This is a genomic window from Paenibacillus sp. FSL H3-0286, from assembly GCF_045040705.1.
Lineage (GTDB): Bacteria > Bacillota > Bacilli > Paenibacillales > Paenibacillaceae > Paenibacillus_AQ > Paenibacillus_AQ odorifer.
This window is the reverse complement of sequence record NZ_CP150285.1, coordinates 5,901,268-5,918,334: the sequence shown is the minus strand read 5'-3', so window position 1 is coordinate 5,918,334 and position 17,067 is coordinate 5,901,268. Positions and strand designations below refer to the sequence as shown.

The window sequence follows — 17,067 nt, the reverse complement described above, 5'->3', positions numbered from 1 at the left end:
ATCGTTTTTTGAGGCTGGTTTCGGACTCTAGTGACGCTATTGTATAGAAAAAGAGCCTTATTGGGTTCTTTTCATGCCAATAGCTGCTATGGAGTCCGTTAATAACCTAAAAGTGTGATAATGCGGCGAATAGGAGCAACTGTGTCCGATAGCGCTGAAGTATAATCATCCGCTGTGGATTCGGTTGTGTCCGATAGTGCAAAAGTATAATCATCCGTTGTGGATTCGGTTGTGTCCGATAGCGCTAAAGTACAATTACCTGATGCGGATTCGGCTGTGTCCGATAGCGTCCTAACCTAATCCCCCTGCTGCGTTACTGCGTTCGTTACCGCCGCAGGTTGTGTCCGCAGCAGCTGGCTATGCGCAATGTATCTAAGCCGAAGTTTGGTGGGGAGTACATTTGTCCTGTTTTCAGAACGACAGGAGACAATTGCCGTTACCCTGTGCGTTATAGTACATAAACTGTGATGTAACCCTCAGCCTGAAGAATTGGCTCTGTAAGGAAGGTGGATGAGCATGAAGCCCAAACGAACTTCTGCCCGCCGCACAGGGCGGCGGGTCTCTCGGATGAAGCGGCGGACTTCACGCCCAGTGCGGCAAGTCGCTGTAGTCCCTATAGTTAACCATCCTAATCCCTATGTTTCGGTTATTATTCCAGCCATGAATGAAGCTCAGACCATTGCGGGAGTGATATCTGGAGCCAGAGGGGTCCATCCGCGCTGCGAGGTAATTGTGGTCGTGAATGGATCCACTGATCAAACGGCAGGGATTGCACAATCGCTAGGTGCGCGTGTTATTTCCTATGAGTTGCCGCTTGGACACGACGCTGGCCGTAGTGTGGGAGCTGAGGCAGCCAAGGGAGAAATCCTATTGTTTACAGATGGAGATTTGGTGATACCTGCTTCGGGGCTGCGTCCTTACGTCACTGCTGTTAGTGGTGGAGTGGACATAGCGCTTAATGATTATTCCGGTCCGGTCCGGAAGCTGTCCCCCCATCCGGTGGTGCTGTCTAAACATGCACTGAATATTCTGCTTGGCCGTCCAGATCTGAAGGGATGTTCGATGACGGCAGTTCCGCACGCAATCAGCCGCAGAGCACTTGATATTTTAGGGAGCGATTCATTATCACGTCCTCCACTGGCGCATGCCCAGGCAATTCTTAGTGGACTGCAAGTGGTAGCCGCTCACAAAGTACCTGTAGGGAAGTTAAATGCGGTGAGACGCAAGGAAGACGGCATAGATCCATTGCAGCAGTTGATTACAGCGGATCATATGGAGGCTGTATCCCTCTTGCTGGAACATCGGGGGAACAGAGCGGGCTTTGGCGACGGAGCCCGGCGCAGAGAGATGGTGAGATGATGGTTGCAACTTTACGAGGCACAGCAGCTCGAACGGCAAAGAAACGCCCAATCCGTCACAGGTCAGCCAATCGCTCTGTAAAAGCCAACGCTGCTGCTCGCCCGCTTCTGTCTCGGCAATCGAAGGCAGGCAAGGAGACTCTGAAATTACCGAAGTTACGTGGGACTTTGTCAGTCATTATCTCCGCGCGTAATGAGGAGCAGACCTTGTCCCGTCTGCTGCATCAGGTTGCACGGCTTGAACCTGCAGAAATTATCGTCGTACTTAATGGCTGCAGTGATAACTCTTTTCCTATTTCTAGACAACATCGTCAAGCCATTGTAGTACACTGCCCAGAGTCTGTCGGACATGATGTGGGCCGGGCTATCGGTGCAAAGCTGAGTCGCGGGGATATATTGCTTTTTCTGGATGGAGATATGGTCATTCCGGCCTCTCAGCTCGTTTCATTCACGGCGGCTGTAGATCGCGGAATTGATGTAGCTCTTAATGATTTAGACTCACTGATGCCTTCCTTTGGATTATGTGATGATGTCACCCGCAGCAAACTGTTTCTGAATTATGCTCTGGATAGGTACGATCTCGGGGTTAGCTCTATGACAGCTGTTCCTCATGCGCTTTCGCGGCATGCGCTTGAGACCATAGGCTACCGTGAATTAATGGTTCCACCTAAAGCCCAAGCTCGCTCTGTATTAGAAAAGTTACGGGTGGAGAAGGTAGGAACGGTAAATGTTATTAAACATAATCGGCTGCGCAAGGCAAATACAGGGGTTGGAAATGCTGTGGAAAAACTGATCATAGGAGATCATGCTGAGGCTCTACATGAGGTTCTTTCCCGGCGAAAAGCTGGTGGTCTGCTAAGTAGTGAAACACAGCGTGAGTACCGCAGACAGGTAGCCGCTTGGAGGAATCGGATATGACGCTGACGAGTATTATTATTCCAACCTACAATGCGCTGCCCTTGCTGCGGGCCTGTGTGGAATCTATTCGTGCCTACACTCCGCCGCCTTATGAGATTATCGTAGTGGACAATGCTTCAACGGACGGAACAGACACCTATTGCCGTGCGAATCATATAACGTTTATTTCATTGCCAGACAATCGCGGCTTTCCAACTGCATGCAATTTGGGGCTACAGCTAGCGTCAGGTGATGAAGTCCTGCTGCTGAATAACGATGTAGTGGTGTCTCAAGGATGGTTAACTAATCTGAAGAGGGCTCTATATAGTGCTCCTGATGTAGGTATTGTTGGACCAGTCACAAACTATGCCAGTGGACGTCAACAGGTGAAGACCGATTATGAAGGTCTGATAGGTTTTCATCAGGCTGCTGAGAGGGCGAACCTTCCAAATCCCCAGAAATGGCTGGAGACGAGACGGCTGGTAGGATTATGTTTTTTATTCAAAAGAGAGCTGCTAACTTCCGTAGGTCTACTGGATGAGAGATTCTCACCTGGACATTACGAAGATGATGATTATTGTTATCGCGCCAGGATAAAGGGATATCGGCTGCTTATCGCCGGAGATTGCTTGGTGCACCATGAAGGAAGTGCAAGTTTCAAGCAAGTTTACAATACCGGACTGCAAGAACTGGTGGAACGAAATCGCAAGATCTTTATAGATAAATGGAATGTAGATCCTATTAATTTTATATGAAGTGCAGATCCGAAGGCAAAGGACGTAGATAAAGAGGAGGAAAGTAAGTGAAAGGAGTCATACTGGCGGGCGGAACAGGATCTAGACTTCAACCGCTGACCCGGCTTATGAACAAACATTTGCTTCCGGTCGGCAAATATCCTATGGTCTGTTACGGCATAGACCGGCTTCGCCGGGGAGGAATTACCGACATTCTTCTGGTCATAAGCAAGCAGTCTGCTGGCCTGTACACGGATTTTTTAGGCAGCGGTGCTGCATTTGGTGTATCTCTGACCTATAAAATTCAGGAAGCTGCCGGAGGCATTGCCGAGGCGCTTGATTTAGCAGAAGGGTTCATTTTCCCAGGGGAACGATTTGTTGTATTGCTCGGGGATAATCTTTTTATGGATGATCTGAAGCCTTATGTGGAGAGTTATCTTCGTCAGCCGGCGGGCACTGCAAAGGTGTTGCTGAAGCCGGTGGAGGACGCGCGCAGATACGGTGTACCTGTGTTTGATAGTCAAGATGCGGCATGGATTGCTTATATCGAAGAAAAGCCTGAGCATCCGAAGACCAATTATTGTGTAACTGGTATTTATATGTACGATGAAGCTGTATTTGATATCATCCGGCGGGTATCGCCTTCCAAGAGGGGGGAGCTGGAGATTACCGATGTAAATAATATATACGCCGCTGATCGCAGACTTAGTTATGATGTGCTTAAGGATTGGTGGAGTGATGCGGGGACGTTCCAGTCTTTGCACGAGGCGGGGGAAAAGTTAAAAGATGCACTGCCATAAGGCAGTGCTTTTTTTGTTGTAATCCTGCTATAGATAGCCGCAAGGGCTTTGAAATCACACGTTACTCAGAGAGCTCGGGGGTTAGAAATCCTCCACCAGATTAAATCCTCAGTTTCTTTGTATCTCTCAGAGCCTAGACGCTCCAATACTTTGTGGGAGGCTGTATTATCTTTTTCAGTGTCAGCGATTACATAGACAGCTTGGGGATGGGAGAAGATCCATGCATTAATTGTGTGTAGTGCCTCTGTTGCATACCCTTTTCTTCTATATTTCTCATCAATCCCATACCCTAGAATAACCTCGCCTTTCTCATTCGGGTAACCTTTAAGGATAATGAATCCTATAATACATTGATCTTCCCGATGAACGATGGCCCAGTTCGTTAACCATAGGTAATGGTCGGGGTCCTGCTGCACCTTTTTTAGCCTGATCTGCATAGCATATTGCATTTCATCATCAAGCGCCGCACTGATGGCAGCTAAGCCTAATTGCTGCTGTAGCTCCGAATAGTTATCTATTGCTAGCGTGAGCTCTGGGGCAGTTAAAGGTATTAGATCGATACGCTTGCTTTCAAGCTTCATATATTCCCCACCAACCTTTGGTAAACTCAGGATTGTGCATTTCACATTTTAATCCTTTTAAATGTACTTAGCAATAACGTAATTTTTATGTCATTCCAGTCACGAATAGAGCCTTAACTTGTCGAGGATCCCGGCACCGTCCCGGCTCCTGCCGCATATGCTGTAGCAGGGCGTTTGAGCAAAGGAGACATGAAGGTGCAGAGTAAAATAACTAAAGTCCTGCAGCACATGGCCCATACGCACGAACAGATGGCGCGGATATTAGACGCTGAGCGCCATGTGGCTGTCCGTATGTCGCAAATTGTCCACGATCTGCCAGATGCGGAGCCTGATTTTGATGGGATCAGCGGGATGATCGAAAGCTCAACTCAGGTAAACAAGAATATTATTGCTTACTTGAATGCACTTGCAGATCTGGAAGAAGCGATGGCTGATGGGGTAGGCAGAGTGATTAAGGAATTGAACGGTCAAGAAGAAGAGTAACGCTATAGGAGCAGGAGGCGGAAGATGAGCAGAGAAAAGGCTTATCTGCAAATGCTGGAGTCCACCGCCGCCATCCAGTGGAACGTTGCGTTGATTCTGGAAGCTAAGGCGGTTGAAGCTGAAAAGGTAAAGCAGTGGGCACAGCATCATATCCACGCTAGAGCCTTTGATTCCCACAGTGAGCAACTGAAGGAGTCCCTCTCTATACACGAGGTCATCGTGGAGATGGTCGAAGGGCTGACCAAACTGGAGAACGGACTCTACAGCAATTTAAAAGCAGTGCTGGGCAGTGGTGAAGACGATGGTGGCGGGGAAGGTTTTGGAGACATGTCAGGTGATGGCTTTAGTTTTGGAGAAGACAGCAAATGAGCGGGGACCGTCTCTCTGAACATGCCGTCAAGCTGGAGATGATTCGCTCCATTTCGCGCAGTCAGGCTGCTTTGGCGGCCATCTTGGAGAGCATCGCCGAATTGACGGAGCAATCTGAGTTGACGGCCCGCAAATTGAGCGACAATATCAGGATTTTAAGTGGGTATCAGAGTGCGATGTGCCGGATGATGTCCGGGATTTCACTACATCGTCCTAAACGGGGAATTCCTGCTGCGCCATGGCTGAGCAAGGCATACGCCGTAGGAACCTCCAGAGAACATGGAGCACAGGAGGAATAGAAGCATGAAGAAAAAAAGCCGCAGAACGCTACGTTCAGGCAGAACCCGTAGACGCACATTGCTGCTCTCGCGGAGAGCAAAAGTTCGTAAAGGGCTAGCCCGTAAATCCCGCAGAGTTCTTGCCCGGAAAACTGCTCGTTATGGGAAGTCAAAGAAAGGCCTATTGCTACGCAAGAAAAGAAGACTTCGTCGCAAGCTTGTTCGTAAAGTAAGGGTTGCGCAGCCACCGGTGATTGTGGTACCCGTGAGCGAGGCTCCGCCTGCTCCACAGGTAATTCCGCTCCCCCCGGAGCTGGGCGTTTCGCCGGAAACGCCTCCGGCAGACGCCTTTCAACAGGGCTACACCGAAGCATACAACGTGGGGTTCGACGCCGGTTTCGCCAAGGGCTTCGAGGACGGGCATAAGCTGGAATTCAGCTAGGAGACACAGATGACAAGATCCGCTCCGCCCGTGAGCGGGTCTTGGGGTTTTCGTGCGGACTGGTTTGCTGCGTTGCCGATGTGATAAACTTCATAATGAAAGTGAAAATAATATGAGGTTAAGATGAAGGCAGGGATGATTCATGGGTACTGAGATTCGCAGAGCACGCAAAGATGAGATTGATGAAATTATGGAGCTGATTGCCAAATGCGTACAGGTGATGCAAGCAGGTGGCAGCGATCAGTGGGACGAGCATTATCCGAACCGGGAGATCATCTCCCTTGATATTGAACGTGGCAATCTATGGGTATGTGAGGAGAACAATGCGGTGGCCGGCATTCTAGTGTTGGACGAGCACCAATCCGAGCAGTATGGGAAGATTGACTGGACAGAAACGCAAGGGCCTCATTTAATTATGCATAGATTGGCTGTGCATCCCGAAGTGCAAGGGAAGGGAATTGCGCGCCGTCTTAGCACTTATGCAGAAGAATATGCTCGCCAGAATGGTTATTCCAGTATCCGTCTGGATACATATGCTAAGAACACTGGGGCACTCGCCCTATATCCCAAGTTAGGTTATGATCGCAGGGGTGAAGTAACTTTTCCGGGGCGCACCGCTAATTTTCCGGTGTTCGAGAAGGTTCTAGAAAAGCACGGAAATTCGGAAGCTTAACATAGCAAGAGAACCAGAGGATATCTCAGAGCCATCAAATGGCTGCTGGGATATCCTCTTTTTTCGTGAAAATAACACCTTTCTCTAAACAAAAACTTTGTTTGATTAGGTAGCATTTGCGCTTACGGAAACCCTGCTCAAAAGGCGATGAATTTGCAAAAAAGCGTCATTGGAGTCCGAAACCCTGCTCAAAAGGCGATAAGTGTGCAAATAGCGTCATCTGGGTCCATAAGCATCAGCGGCTGAGTATGACTCGCCAGTAACGGACCCAGATGACCTTAAACGTGGAATTTTCCCACATTTGGGATGCTATCGGACTCCATGGACCTCTGTCAAGAAAGTGGACAGTCACGCAACAGACATTCTAGTCAATTGCTCAGCAAAACGAACTGGAGAAAGATACCCCAGCGCGCCATGCATTCGCTTGCGGTTATAGTAAAACTCAATATATTGAAAAAGTGTCTGGTAGGCTTGCTCCTTAGTTTTGAATCGCGGATTACAATAAATGAGCTCCTTTTTCAAAATGCTGTGCCACGACTCGATACAGGCGTTATCATAACAGTTACCTCTGCGGCTCATGCTGGACTCCATGCCATACGCTTTCAACTGCTTCGTGTATTCATGAGAAGTATATTGAGAACCTCTATCGGAGTGATGTAATAGACCCTTTTCCGGTTGTTTAGCTTCGTAAGCATCTTGTAAAGCGCCCGAAATCAAGCTGGTTTCCATATGGTTCTCCAAGCGCCACCCCACGATTTCGCGCGTGCAAAGGTCCATCACACTTGCCAGGTACAAGCGCCCTCCCCGGCAAGGAATGTAAGTAATGTCGGTAACCCATACTGAATTGGGTTTGAGTATTTTAAATTGCTGGTTCAGCGTATTCGGGGCAATCGGATGGTCATGATTGGAGTCGGTGGTCTGTACGCGATACGTTTTGGAGACAATGGAGCGAAGCTTCATATGTCGCATGTACACACTCACCGTGCGTTCGGTAACGGTATAACCTTCTTGATGTAACAGGCGGGTGATCTTCGGACTCCCATACCGCTTTTGATGGTCTGCAAAATGATACTGAATTCGCTTCATTATCGCAGCCTTACGAAGCATATGCGTACTGGTTTTTTCTGTCCGCCACTTGTAGTACCCGCTCCGTGACACATGTAGGGTCATGCACATCTTCTCCAAGAGAAACTCGGAGCGATGTTTTTCAATAAACTGGAATCTCAGTTCCTTGGTTTGCTGAAGATGTGCACTGCTTTTTTTACGATCGCTAATTCCTCTTCCACATCGGCAATCTTGTTATCTTTTTCTTGAAGTTGCCGACGCATCTCCTTCAACTGTGCCTCGAGTTCCCGTACTCGATCCACGCTAGCTGCCGGTTCATTCTTTAGTTCTCGATACTGGCTCATCCATTGATGCAGGGTACTTTTTGGGATGTTGAGCTCTTCCGCCAAGTCGCCCACTGTCTTTGTTTGCTCTTGAATGAACTGCACTGTCTGTTTTTTAAATTCTTCGTTATACCGTTGTCGATGTTCTCCCATGTGAACACACCTCCGTGGACTCATTATCGCCAGTCTGTTAACTAGTGTCCACTTTTTATTCTAGCTTCACCAGCGCAGCTATTACTATAAAACACACTACATATGGACCTGTTTCGAGGGAATAGCGTCACTGGAGTCCGAAACCATGCTCAAAAAGCGAAAATGTGCAAATAGCGTCACTGGAGTCCGAAACCCTGCTCAAAAGGCGATAAGTGTGCAAATAGTGTCATCTGGGTCCATAAGCATCAGCGGCTGAGTATGACTCGCCAGTAACGGACCCAGATGACCTTAAACGTGGAATTTTCCCACATTTGGGATGCTATCGGACTCCAGCGCAGCTATTGGTATAAAACACACTGCATATGAACCTGTTTCGAGGGAATAGCGTCACTGGAGGAGTCCGAAACCCTGCTCCAAAGGCGATAAATGTGCAAATAGCGTCAGCTGGGTCCGAAACCCTGATCAATAAGCGAAAATGTGCAAATAGCGCATCTGGGTCCATAAGCATCAGCAGTTGAGTATGACTCGATAGTAACGGACCCAGATGACCTTAAACGTGGAATTTTCCCACATTTGGGATGCTATCGGACTCCAGCGCAGCTATTGGTATAAAACACACTACATATGGACCTGTTTCGAGGGAATAGCGTCACTGGAGTCCGAAATCTTGCTCAAAAGGCGATAAATGTGCAAATAGCGTCATTGGAGTCCGAAACCCTGATCAATAAGCGAAAATGTGCAAATAGTGTCATCTGGGTCTATAAGCATCAGCGGTTGAGTATGACTCGATAGTAACGGACCCAGATGACCTTAAACGCGGAATTTTCCCACATTTGGGAATGCTATCGGACTCCAGCGCAGCTATTGGTACAAAACACACTGCATATGGCCCTGTTTCGAGGGAATAGCGTCATCTGGGTCCGAAAGTATGGAGGATTATGACTCACCCGTGGTGTGGACGTAGCGAGAGCAGTAGAAGCAGGAGTAGATGTAGATGTAGATGTAGAAGTAGACGTAGCAGTGTAATAGTCGCAAGGGGAACATAGATGTGCAGAAGTAGAAGTAGTGTAGGGACAGTAGTAGCAGAAGCAGTAGAAGTAGCAGTGGAGTAGGCGCAGGGAGAAAGTAAAAGTGCAGAAGTAGGAGTAGAGTAGGAGCTGTAGTTGTAGTTGTTGTAGCAGTAGACGTAGCAGAAGCAGTAGACGTAGCAGTGTAATAGGCGCAAGGGGAACGTAGAAGTGCAGAAATAAGAGTAGTGTAGGGGCAGTAGTAGAAGCAGTATCAGTAGACGTAGCAGTGGAGTGGGCGCAAGGAGAATGTAGGAGTGCAGAAGCAGTGGAGTAGGCGTAGGGGAGAAATACAAGAAGCCGAAGCAGTGCAGAAGTAGCAGTTGAGTAGCAGTAGGGTCGGCATAGGTCAGTTAGATGAATAGAGCTAGACGTACACTTTCGGGCTCTGACCAGTCCACCATACCGCGCTATATGCAGGCAGTGGTTTAGCACAGCGCGTTAGAGTAAGCAGAGATACTGTCCGAAATGGTCGACCTAATCGTGCGAAATGGCCGACTTAATCGAACGAAACGGCTGTCTCTTAAGCCATGAAATAGCTCTCGGAAAGCTTATTTTCTATGTTTTCCTGACAGTAAATCTGACGCAAAGTACAGGGTATCGTGATCGAAATTTTCTTCAAACAGAATAATCGTGATCATAAATCGAATTATGTTATTTAACATAACATAAAATACTAAATCACTTTTATGAAACAGTATTAATAAAACGAAATCAATTTTATGTGTCATGTATATTGACATATAACCTGTCTTTAGATTATTATTGGACTATTCAAATTACAAATGAATAGTCTTTTTTCGTATATCCTTAATAATTGGTTTAAGGGTCTCTACCGGGAACCGTAAATTTCTGGCTACGAAAATATGCTCAGGCATATTTTTGTGGCCTTTTTGTGCTACATGCGTGAGGTTGTACTGGAATTAACTCAATGAGGGGGAGAAGGGCTATGGGGAATATTTTGATCAAAAATGCCGAAATCATTACGATGAACAAGCAAGAGGAAATTATACACGGGGATGTCCGGATTAAGGATGATCTCATTGTTGAAATCGGCACTGGCCTGATCCCGCAGGGCGACGAGCAGATCATTGATGCTACGAACCGTACATTAATTCCGGGTTTTATCCAGACTCATATTCATTTATGCCAGACGTTATTCCGAGGTAAAGGGGACGATCTGGAGCTGATGGATTGGCTGCGCAAACGAATCTGGCCATTAGAGGCCGCGCATGATGAAGAATCCCTTTATTATTCGGCTATGCTTGGCATCGGCGAACTGATCACCAGCGGCACGACGACGATTGTGGATATGGAGACTGTCCATCATACGGATTTTGCGTTTCAGGCTATAGCTAAAAGTGGAATCCGGGCCTTGTCCGGCAAGGTGATGATGGATCAAAAAGGGGGAGATGTGCCTGAGGCGCTGCAGGAGGATACCGCATCTTCTTTGCAGGAAAGTGTCGATCTACTGGAAAAATGGAATGGTTATGGAAACGGCCGGATTCAGTATGCATTTTCTCCACGTTTTGTGATTTCCTGTACAGAGCCTTTATTAACCGAGGTGCGAGATCTGTCCGCAAGATACCATGTGAAGGTGCATACTCATGCGTCTGAGAATTTAGGGGAAATTGAGATTGTGCAGGCCATGACTGGCATGCGTAACATCGTTTATCTGGACCATCTAGGATTAGCCAATGAACGGCTTATACTGGCGCATTGCGTGTGGCTGGATGCTGAGGAGCGGCGGATTTTGCGGGATCGAGGAGTGCATGTAAGTCATTGCCCGGGTTCCAATCTGAAATTGGCCTCCGGAATTGCCGACACACCAGGGATGCTTCATGAGCATGTTTCTCTTAGTCTGGGAGCGGATGGCGCTCCATGCAATAACAATCTGGATATGTTTAATGAGATGCGATTGGCGGCGATTATTCAAAAGCCTCATCACGGACCCACAACCATGGATGCCCGCAGTGTATTCCGTATGGCTACTATTGGTGGGGCGAAGGCCGTAGGGATGGAGGATAAGATCGGGAGTATCGAGGTAGGCAAAAAAGCAGATCTAGTGCTCCTTAATCTCTACAATTTTCATACCTTCCCCTCTTACGACGTAGATCCCATCTCTAGAATTGTATATTCCGCTACGCGGGCAGATGTGGAGACAACGATAATCGACGGGGAGATCGTGATGGAAAGAGGTTTGCTAAAGACTGTGGATAAAGAAATTGTACTAAATGAAGCTAACCGTTCTATTAAAAGATTACTCACGCATACCTCGATCGTTTGAGGGGAGAGGTCGATTCGGATTCGGATATCTTATCATTCGCAGGGGATCATCACTGGACCCCCTGTTTTTTTATGAGAAAATATGAACATAAGGGAACTAAGGTGCCTTTTATGAGGTCGTATTAAGTGAGGTGAAGCTAATTGGAACTGGAAGGTCTTCAGCATAGCGAGACGATGAATGAACAGCAACTAAGAGAAATCATGAGCCGTTACGGAGAGGATATATGGAATTATATCTATTATCTTACCAAAAATTCTGAACAAGCCGATGATCTGGCTCAAGAAGTATTCATTAAATGTTATTACCGGATTGGAACGTACCGGGGGTTCTTCATTTAAAGCATGGTTGCTTACGATTGCCAGGAATACTGTTTTTTCGCACCGGAAATCGCGCTTTTTTCGTTCGGGCTTATGGGGTGGTGTACAGCCATTGTCCACGGTTGATGTGAAGCAGCGGGAAAAAACTGTCGAACCTCTTGGCGTAGCCCGATCTGCGGAGATGGAGTATTTGGGTAATCAGTCCATTGGTGAGATATGGGATCTAATTATGGCATTGTCTCCAAAGCTGCGCGAAATATTGGTCCTGGATTTGAAATATGAGCTCTCTATAAAAGAAATAGCTGAACTGATGAACTTGAGTCACGGAACGGTAAAATCAAGATTGCACCGAGCGCGGCAAAAAATTCAGAACAAATTAAAGGGGGTAGAATGATGGAGGATCATAAACCGGAATGGTATGCTCAGGCCCGAAAAGGACCTTTTGGAAATGAAAAGTTTACTATGAGGCATGCAGACAACGTCATTCGCCGAATTCAAGAAGATCAACAGGGAGCGAAATCTTACTCAGGAAAAAGACTGCCTGTGCAATTGTTGGCTGTGGCGAGTTTTATTGTATTGTTGGGCTTAGGTGTATTCTTTCTGAACGGAAGGTTCCTCGGTAATGAATCAAGCAACCCTGCGCAAACTGAGGTTTCGTCGCATTTCACGGAGGCTGAGCTACAGCGGAACGCAGATCAGGTGATGCAGAGTTTACTTGGAAAGACTTATCCGCTAGATCACCGGGAATGGCTTAAGGAGCAACAGCAGATATTTTACTCTTACCAGAAAGGTGAGGACTCCGCATATATCTGGATCAATTATGAGACAGGAGAACTGGTGCAAACGAAGATGAGTAGGATTCTGACAGCTGCGGAGATCGACGCTGAAATGAATACCCGTGCGGAAGAGATCAAGGGCAAACTGGGTTATGCGAATGATTCAGCTTATGAAGTGCTCAGATACGTTGAATATGATGTTACACAACATTCTGGCGTGAAAATTGAGAATAACTTTAGGGCGGAGAAATGGCGTATCGGATTTGTAAATGGTGAATTCGATTACGCATCAGCCACGCTTGAGGCCTCGGCGGTATCAGAAGAGATGCGTCAAGCTGGGGAACAGGCCTTGAAGGTGTTGAGAGGTAACGGAGGTGAAGAGCTTAGTTTAGTATTTCGGGCTATGGACAAGGATCAGGATACGCTTACGCTGCAATACGGATCAAAGGTTTCGGTTACGTTCGATAATGTTACTAGAAGGATTGAGCAGATTAGTGATACAAATCCTCGTGCTAGTGATAAAACAGATCCCAAACAACTAACGGTATTAGACCGGGAGCTGTCTCTAATTGATGGGGATCGCCTACGTGAGAAGGCAGCACCTCTGCTGACTAAGATATTTAGCGTTGCTGATGTGAGCGAATATAGCTTGCTTAAAAGAGATCAGGAGCCCGGGAATCTCACTTTTCATAAGCTTGGCAGTCCTGAGATCACTGTATATTATGATAGTGATTTAACGATCTGGAAGGTAAAAGAGGATTTGCCAGCAAGCCAGTCTTAGATTGAAAGGCATAACATAATAGGCTTAAATAGGGAGGTTCCACAGCCGAAAAGGCGTGGGATTTCCCTATTTGTAGTGGGAGCGAAAGGTGCACATTTTTGATAAAAAAAGTAAGTATTGTTATACTAGAACAATCTGATATTTTACAGAAAAGATGAATAGAGTTCATAATCAGAACAAATGAAAAGGTAAGAGGGGATTAAAACGTGAAAAAGCACGGGCCGAATCGAGCTCAGTTCTATATTGTTGTCCTGCTGCTATGGTTGAAGCTGCTCCTGCTGAGAGTGCTGTTCTTTGATAGAATTGCTTGGGAGTGGATTGCAGCAGATGTTGCTCCAGTCCTCTTCATCATGGGGATACTGACAGTCATTACTCCTTCGCGGGTGAGAACAGCTGTCTATTGGACATTTAACGGGATATTATCGCTGCTGCTGTTCGCAGCCAGTGTATATTTCAATCACTTTGGTTCTGTTCCTACGTATCTGGCTTTATATGAACTGAATCAGGTGTTTCAAGTGAAGGCAAGCGTAGAATCAACGATACAGACTATTGATTATTTATTTTTCGCTGATTTTGTGATCATGGCAATCTATGTCTTGATCCGCAGATGGAAGCATGGAAAAGCCTATCCGCGTGAGCGTGAGCGATTCAGCTCCCGGAACACACGATTGGCACATATGATGGTGATTCTGGTGGCTATTCTTGGAGGTTTTGCTTTATCGGCCAATTCTGTCAATTCTGCGCGGGGAATTACAAATGAGCTTGTGCAGGCAGAAAGTGCCGGATTCCTGAATTATGAGGTCGTTGCCGCAATTAAGGTCAAGGAAGATAACAATCTCATTGGAACCGGAGATATTAAGGATACAATCACGAAGATTGATGAGCTACAAGCTTCCTATCCTTATAGTAGTAAGGCCGCGGGCACAGCACCTGAGTATTTCGGCTCGCAAAAGGGCAAAAATGTAATTGTCATCCAAATGGAAGCTTTCCAAAACTTCCCGCTGCATCAATCCCTGAAGGGTCAAGAGCTGACTCCAGTGTTGAACAAGTTGGCAGATGAGGGATTTTACTTCCCCCATGTCTACCAGCAGATTGGTCCGGGCAATACTTCTGACGCTGAATTTATGAGCAACACGTCGATTTATCCAATCGGGACCTTGGCAATGTCCACTGGATTCGGGGACAGAGAACTGCCGAGCCTACCACGTCTGCTGAGAGATAAAGGATATGAGGCGTACACCTTTCACGTGAATCAAGTGGGCTTTTGGAATCGGAATGAGCTATATCCTGCACTTGGATTTAACGGCTATTATGATAAAGATTATTTTACCAATGATCATTTTAATGCGTTTGGTGCTTCCGATGAACAGCTTTATATTACGGGTGTCGAGAAATTGGCAGAGCTGCAGAAGAAAGGAACTCCTTTCTACGCACAAATGGTGACGGCGTCCAGCCATCATCCCTTCCAAATTCCGGACTCTTTTAAGAAGATATCAGTGCCTGATGAGTTAAAAAACACGATGCTTGGCGATTATTTGACTGCTATTAACTATACTGATTATGCCATTGGAACTTTAATAGAGGGTTTGAAGAAAAATGGAATGTGGGATAACACTGTGCTGGTGATGTATGGCGATCATTTTGGCTTGCAGCCGCAGGATGTGCCACCGGAGCAAGTAGAAAGTGCTTTGGGGATTCCATACGATTCCCGGATCAGTCGCTTTAATATTCCATTGATTGTACATGTACCAGGAATGGAGCAAGGGAAGGTAGTAGAGAGAACCGGTGGACAGTTGGATATTCTTCCAACAATAGCTAACCTATTGGGGGTTTCTTTAAAAGAAGAAGGTTATACAGCATTTGGTCATGATCTCTTGAACATTGATCGTAATGTGTTAGGGATGCGGTATTATTTGCCTTCTGGTTCTTTCTTTAATGATGATATTCTCTATGTGCCTGGTAAAGATTTTGCTGATGGTAAAGCTGTGTCGCTGGATACGCTTAAGCCAGTATCGGATTTCACAAAATATCAGACTGATTATGAGTATATTTTGAAGCTAATGAATTTGTCCGACGAATATGTGAAGCTGTTACCACAGAGATAGGGGGAATCATGAAAAAGTTCTGGAAACCGGAGTATCTCGTAGGCCTTGCCGGCTGCGGTATCATTATTTATTTGCTATTCGTAGGGCCATTTATTGGTGTTGCCGATAACGGAGATTTTCTGCGTATGATGAATACCATCGGTCTGAACTACTATGATACTGGAGCATCGTATGCCGACCAGTTTTTCAATTTTAGTCATTCCAGTTTTGCGTATGAAAATTTATTTAGAGGTTTTTATCCATCCTCACAGATTTTTATAGTACTTGTGCCGAGATTGATCGGCGGGCTCATCCATGGCAGCTTTTTTGATGTTCGTTTGCTGGGTGCAGTTTATGGGCTTCTTTTACTGGCGGCAACTTGGCTGCTGGTGAAGTATAATGCTCGTGGCTCTTATGTTACAGGGTTGCTGTTGGGAGCAGCTATCTTATTTGTATTTTACGATATCGGGTATGTGGCCTATTTCAACTCCTTGTTTGGAGAACCAGTGTCGATGGTGTTTATGCTGCTGACATTTGCATTAGGATTAAGATTAACCAGCCAAGAGAAGCCAACCACTAAAGGATTAACCTTATTTTTTATCGCGATTCTGTTTCTGGTCACCTCCAAAATCCAGAATGCACCGATTGGGATTGCCTTTGCACTGATTTTCTTGCGGTTTATGATGCTTGACGGAGAGGGCAAATGGAGGAAGCTGGCGTTACGTTTTTCGATTGCCATCTTTCTTGTATCCATCGTTTTGTATGTGGCAGCGCCAAAAGATCTGAAGCATATTAATCTGTATCAAACGGTGTTTTTTGGGATTTTAAACGAATCGCCGGATGTGAAGGGAGACTTGCAGGATCTCGGATTGCCGGAGCGGCTGGAGGTACTGGCGGGTACAAATTATTTTCAGACCGATACAGTGATTAAGCAGGATGATCCTTCGCTGGTTCCGGACTTCTATGACCGTGTATCTCATAAAGATGTATTGTTCTTCTATCTGAAGCATCCGGACCGGTTGATAGATAATATGAAATATGCTGCGAGTAACAGCATGGCGATTCGCCCGTATTATCTAGGAAACTATGAGAAAAGCGAGAATAAACCAGCAGGTGCATTATCCTATACTTACAGTGCATGGAGCCAATTCAAAAACAAACATATTCCGCACACGCTCGGATTTCTCTCCATATTCTATCTGGTGTATTTTGCGGGAGCTTTGTTCCAGTATTTCCGCAGCAGGGATATTCGTGGCAAAGTTGCCGGCGAGCTGCTGATGCTGCTAGGGCTAATAGGGATTTTCTCCTTCTTGGTTCCGATTCTTGGGGACGGAAGGGCTGACATCGGTAAGCATTTATTCTTGTTTAATGTGTGCTTCGATATGATGGTTGTAGTCATGTTTGGATGGATTGTTCACAAGCTGACGGTGATTGCGAGACGCTAATTTCAAGAACCTATCAAACACAAAATAACACAAAGCAAACAGCAAGTTTCCGATTTGGAGACCTGCTGTTTTTTTATAAATATGACTATGTTAAACTTTGTTGTTGATGTTTGATAATTGCGAACGAGTGTTCTATAATAAGGGCAATATAACT

18 protein-coding genes and 1 riboswitch are annotated in these 17,067 nt (G+C 46.3%); of the genes, 15 read left to right on the top strand and 3 right to left on the bottom strand.

Features of this window, described 5'->3' with window-relative positions:
* The first annotated feature begins 516 nt into the window (after positions 1 to 516).
* From MHB37_RS26440 to MHB37_RS26425, 4 genes are read left to right on the top strand one after another with little or no spacing between them, the layout of a single operon-like run.
* Entirely contained in the window at positions 517 to 1,359 is an 843-nt protein-coding gene (locus MHB37_RS26440) for a glycosyltransferase (RefSeq protein WP_254848867.1), read from the top strand.
* Entirely contained in the window at positions 1,356 to 2,276 is a 921-nt protein-coding gene (locus MHB37_RS26435; RefSeq protein ID WP_111505479.1) for a glycosyltransferase, read from the top strand. Before MHB37_RS26440 ends, MHB37_RS26435 begins: the two co-directional genes overlap by 4 nt.
* Positions 2,273 to 3,010: a glycosyltransferase family 2 protein gene (locus MHB37_RS26430; RefSeq protein WP_076142551.1), complete on the top strand. Its 738-nt coding sequence runs from the start codon at positions 2,273 to 2,275 to the stop codon at positions 3,008 to 3,010. Before MHB37_RS26435 ends, MHB37_RS26430 begins: the two co-directional genes overlap by 4 nt.
* A 47-nt stretch (positions 3,011 to 3,057) precedes the next feature.
* Positions 3,058 to 3,789, top strand: coding sequence for a sugar phosphate nucleotidyltransferase (locus MHB37_RS26425; RefSeq protein ID WP_076130445.1), 732 nt, complete (start codon positions 3,058 to 3,060; stop codon positions 3,787 to 3,789).
* A gap of 65 nt (positions 3,790 to 3,854) precedes the next feature.
* Here MHB37_RS26425 and MHB37_RS26420 read toward each other — a convergent pair whose 3' ends face one another.
* On the bottom strand, positions 3,855 to 4,370 hold the full coding sequence (locus MHB37_RS26420; protein WP_076195275.1) for a GNAT family N-acetyltransferase: 516 nt from the start codon (positions 4,368 to 4,370) through the stop codon (positions 3,855 to 3,857).
* A gap of 195 nt (positions 4,371 to 4,565) precedes the next feature.
* Between MHB37_RS26420 and MHB37_RS26415 the strand changes: the two genes are divergently transcribed.
* The 5 genes from MHB37_RS26415 (at position 4,566) to MHB37_RS26395 (ending at position 6,615) form a co-directional block, all read left to right on the top strand.
* Positions 4,566 to 4,853, top strand: a complete 288-nt coding sequence (locus MHB37_RS26415; RefSeq protein ID WP_036679726.1) for a hypothetical protein — start codon at positions 4,566 to 4,568, stop codon at positions 4,851 to 4,853.
* Positions 4,854 to 4,877: 24 nt separating this feature from the next.
* Positions 4,878 to 5,222, top strand: coding sequence for a hypothetical protein (locus tag MHB37_RS26410; protein WP_036679724.1), 345 nt, complete (start codon positions 4,878 to 4,880; stop codon positions 5,220 to 5,222).
* Entirely contained in the window at positions 5,219 to 5,521 is a 303-nt protein-coding gene (locus tag MHB37_RS26405; protein ID WP_051491084.1) for a hypothetical protein, read from the top strand. The genes MHB37_RS26410 and MHB37_RS26405 overlap by 4 nt, the downstream gene beginning before the upstream one ends.
* Entirely contained in the window at positions 5,502 to 5,942 is a 441-nt protein-coding gene (locus tag MHB37_RS26400; RefSeq protein WP_405168688.1) for a hypothetical protein, read from the top strand. The genes MHB37_RS26405 and MHB37_RS26400 overlap by 20 nt, the downstream gene beginning before the upstream one ends.
* A 142-nt stretch (positions 5,943 to 6,084) precedes the next feature.
* On the top strand, positions 6,085 to 6,615 hold the full coding sequence (locus MHB37_RS26395; RefSeq protein WP_076179672.1) for a GNAT family N-acetyltransferase: 531 nt from the start codon (positions 6,085 to 6,087) through the stop codon (positions 6,613 to 6,615).
* A gap of 348 nt (positions 6,616 to 6,963) precedes the next feature.
* Here MHB37_RS26395 and MHB37_RS26390 read toward each other — a convergent pair whose 3' ends face one another.
* Together MHB37_RS26390 and MHB37_RS26385 are read right to left on the bottom strand one after the other, a co-directional pair.
* On the bottom strand, positions 6,964 to 7,827 hold the full coding sequence (locus MHB37_RS26390) for an IS3 family transposase (protein WP_256715073.1): 864 nt from the start codon (positions 7,825 to 7,827) through the stop codon (positions 6,964 to 6,966).
* Positions 7,828 to 7,838: 11 nt separating this feature from the next.
* Complete coding sequence (locus MHB37_RS26385) at positions 7,839 to 8,156, bottom strand: transposase (protein ID WP_076305695.1); 318 nt, start codon at positions 8,154 to 8,156, stop codon at positions 7,839 to 7,841.
* A gap of 1,847 nt (positions 8,157 to 10,003) precedes the next feature.
* A riboswitch (purine riboswitch) is annotated at positions 10,004 to 10,102 on the top strand.
* A 70-nt stretch (positions 10,103 to 10,172) separates the two neighbouring features.
* Here MHB37_RS26385 and MHB37_RS26380 point away from each other — a divergent pair.
* The 6 genes from MHB37_RS26380 (at position 10,173) to MHB37_RS26355 (ending at position 16,913) form a co-directional block, all read left to right on the top strand.
* Positions 10,173 to 11,510, top strand: coding sequence for a 5'-deoxyadenosine deaminase (locus tag MHB37_RS26380; RefSeq protein ID WP_076302428.1), 1,338 nt, complete (start codon positions 10,173 to 10,175; stop codon positions 11,508 to 11,510).
* 140 nt (positions 11,511 to 11,650) lie between these two features.
* Complete coding sequence (locus MHB37_RS26375; protein WP_339244812.1) at positions 11,651 to 11,848, top strand: sigma factor; 198 nt, start codon at positions 11,651 to 11,653, stop codon at positions 11,846 to 11,848.
* Positions 11,778 to 12,221: a sigma-70 family RNA polymerase sigma factor gene (locus tag MHB37_RS26370; protein ID WP_339244809.1), complete on the top strand. Its 444-nt coding sequence runs from the start codon at positions 11,778 to 11,780 to the stop codon at positions 12,219 to 12,221. The genes MHB37_RS26375 and MHB37_RS26370 overlap by 71 nt, the downstream gene beginning before the upstream one ends.
* On the top strand, positions 12,218 to 13,384 hold the full coding sequence (locus MHB37_RS26365) for a hypothetical protein (RefSeq protein WP_339244806.1): 1,167 nt from the start codon (positions 12,218 to 12,220) through the stop codon (positions 13,382 to 13,384). The genes MHB37_RS26370 and MHB37_RS26365 overlap by 4 nt, the downstream gene beginning before the upstream one ends.
* Positions 13,385 to 13,590: 206 nt before the next feature.
* Complete coding sequence (locus tag MHB37_RS26360; protein WP_405168687.1) at positions 13,591 to 15,489, top strand: LTA synthase family protein; 1,899 nt, start codon at positions 13,591 to 13,593, stop codon at positions 15,487 to 15,489.
* Positions 15,490 to 15,497: 8 nt separating this feature from the next.
* Complete coding sequence (locus tag MHB37_RS26355) at positions 15,498 to 16,913, top strand: hypothetical protein (RefSeq protein ID WP_339244801.1); 1,416 nt, start codon at positions 15,498 to 15,500, stop codon at positions 16,911 to 16,913.
* The last annotated feature ends 154 nt before the right edge of the window (positions 16,914 to 17,067 follow it).